2 protein-coding genes and 1 pseudogene are annotated in these 2,773 nt (G+C 41.7%); all 3 read right to left on the reverse strand.

The window, feature by feature from the left end:
* A pseudogene (locus tag QZ334_RS07790) lies at positions 1-443 on the reverse strand (CTP synthase); the annotation flags it as partial.
* 15 nt (positions 444-458) lie between these two features.
* Positions 459-2,192, reverse strand: a complete 1,734-nt coding sequence (argS, locus tag QZ334_RS07795) for an arginine--tRNA ligase (RefSeq protein WP_156719231.1) — start codon at positions 2,190-2,192, stop codon at positions 459-461.
* On the reverse strand, positions 2,158-2,616 hold the full coding sequence (locus QZ334_RS07800) for a DUF1934 domain-containing protein (protein ID WP_005385333.1): 459 nt from the start codon (positions 2,614-2,616) through the stop codon (positions 2,158-2,160). The genes argS and QZ334_RS07800 overlap by 35 nt, the downstream gene beginning before the upstream one ends.
* Positions 2,617-2,773 lie beyond the last annotated feature (157 nt).

Consider the following 2,773-nt stretch of genomic DNA (forward strand, 5'->3'; position numbering starts at 1 on the left):
CCTACAGTACCGCCGATTTCAGTGATAACTACATCTGCGTTATCCTCTTTACCTACGCGGTATACGTTTTGTTTGATTTCATTTGTAATGTGTGGAATTACTTGTACAGTGCTGCCCAAGTAATCACCTTTACGTTCTTTATTGATTACAGACCAGTACACTTTACCTGCTGTAATGTTAGAACGTTTACTAAGGTTAATATCGATAAAGCGTTCATAGTGACCCAAATCGAGGTCAGTTTCAGCACCGTCATCTGTTACGAATACTTCACCGTGTTGGTAAGGGCTCATCGTACCAGGGTCGATATTAATGTATGGGTCAAATTTTTGAATCGTTACATTGAAACCGCGGTTTTTAAGCAAGCGACCCAAGGATGCTGCTGTAATCCCTTTACCAAGAGAAGAAACAACGCCGCCAGTTACGAAAATATACTTAGTTGCCATGATGCCTCCCACCTATTACATTTTTTCCGGAGCGGAAATACCTAAAATACCCAAGCCTTGACGAAGTACGAGAGCAATCGCTGTGATTAATCCTAGACGAGCTTGTTGCAACGCTGGATCTACGCCAATGATACGACCTTGACGATAGAAGGAATGGAACATGCTTGCCAAATCGAATAAGTAACGAGCAATACGATGTGGTGCACGATGTTCGGCAGATTGAACGACCTCTTCTGGATATTCAGCTAATTTTTTAATCAATTCTAATTCCATTTCGCTTGTAAGCGTTGTGAAATCAGTTTCACTATAATCACCAAATGCAATGCCTGCTTCACGCACTTGGTTGTAAATGCTGTGAATACGGGCATGAGCATATTGAATATAATATACTGGGTTATCATTGCTACGAGATTTAGCCAAGTTAATATCGAAATCAAGTTGGCTATCTAGAGAACGCATCAAGAAGAAGTAACGAGATGCATCTACGCCAACCTCTTCAATCAATTCATCTAATGTAACGCTATCACCGCTACGTTTAGATAATTTAACGAGTTGTCCATCGCGGAACAATGCTACCATTTGTAACAATAATACTGTTAGTTTATCTGGGTCATAACCAAAAGCAGCCATAGCAGCTTTTACACGGCATACATAACCATGATGGTCAGCGCCCCAAATATCAATCATTTCTTTGAATCCACGATCATATTTATTGCGGTGGTATGCAATATCTGCCGCTAAGTATGTAGGAACTCCATTATCACGAATAACTACGCGGTCTTTATCATCGCCATAGTCAGTAGATTTCAACCACAATGCACCGTCTTTTTCATACACTTTGCCAAGAGCCTTTAACGCCTCTACGGAGTGATGAATTTCATCAGCTTCATGAACAGTACGTTCAGAGAACCAATTATCGAAAGTAACACGGAAATTGCTTAATGTTTCCTCTAAGCGAGCTAATTTTTCTTTTAAGCCCTCTTCTTTAAACAATGCTACACGATCAGCTTCGTTCATAGCATTTAATTTATCGAAGCCTTCGCGTTCTGCAATAGCTTTTGCAGTCTCGATAATATCAGGACCACGGTAGCCATTTTCAGGGAATACGAGAGCCCCTTCTGGAATATCGAATTCAGGCATGGAACCATCTTCGTTGCGCTTAGGTGGGAACACTAATGTAGCACCTTGCAACTCTTGGAAACGGTACTCAATGGAGATAGCCATATTATCGATTTGGTTACCCGCATCATTGATGTAGTACTCGGATTGTACATTGTAACCTGCTGCACGCAACAAGTTTACAAGTGCACTACCATACGCAGCACCACGACCATGGCCGACATGTAACGGACCTGTTGGGTTCGCACTTACGTACTCTACTTGAATCGTATCGCGTGCACGCAATGGTTGAACACCATACTGATCGCCAGCATTCAAAATGGCTTTCAATGTGTCGTACACCATGTCAGATTTCAAGAAGAAATTGATGAAACCTGCACCAGCAACCTCAGCGCGTTCGAGCCAATCAAAATTCATATGGCTAATCAAAGCCTCTGCAATAGCACGAGGATTTTGACGAGCTACACGAGCGGATTGCATTGCAATGTTTGTAGAAAAATCACCGAATTCTTTTTGAGGTGGCACTTCGAGAACGATTTCTGGATATTCCCCAGCTGGTAAGCCACCGCTGTTAATCGTATCTTGTAATGCCTGTTCAATCCCCGATTTCAGGATTTCCTTCATTTCCATGCTCTGTATCCTCCCGCACGTCTATATCTAACTGATTATAAAATTGCCATTCACCTTCGACGGAAATGTCATATCCTAAATGAACATGACCTACGCCTTCGTGAAAGTCTACTGTTAATTCATGAGTATTCACGGCCATGTGCAAATCACCATACGGTGTTTCATACACGGATTCGCGCTCTTCACCACGGACATATTGATGACGCATATTAACAGCCCCTGTTCGAAGCAATACAATAGAGTCATCATGGATTTTAATGGTCGTCTTTACCCCATCTAAGCCAGTCACACTAGATTCTTCATAACGCACATACTGGGCATTACCCTTTTCATGTGATGTACCTGGGGAAATCAGTTCCACTACGGTATCCTTGCCGTCCATATCTCGTTGTACACTTTTTACGGACACTAGAACCCGCTTCATTTTTCAACCTCCATGGCAGTAATTAATCATCATATTATACCATAATCAAAGACTATTTTACACCCTCAATGAGTCGCAATTTCTTAGTCTTTGACATCTGTTTTATGGCATATTCTCTACGTTGTGCATCTTGTTTATTGTGAAAGCTTTCAGAATA

Source organism: Veillonella sp., assembly GCF_019414865.1.
Classification (GTDB): Bacteria; Bacillota; Negativicutes; order Veillonellales; family Veillonellaceae; genus Veillonella.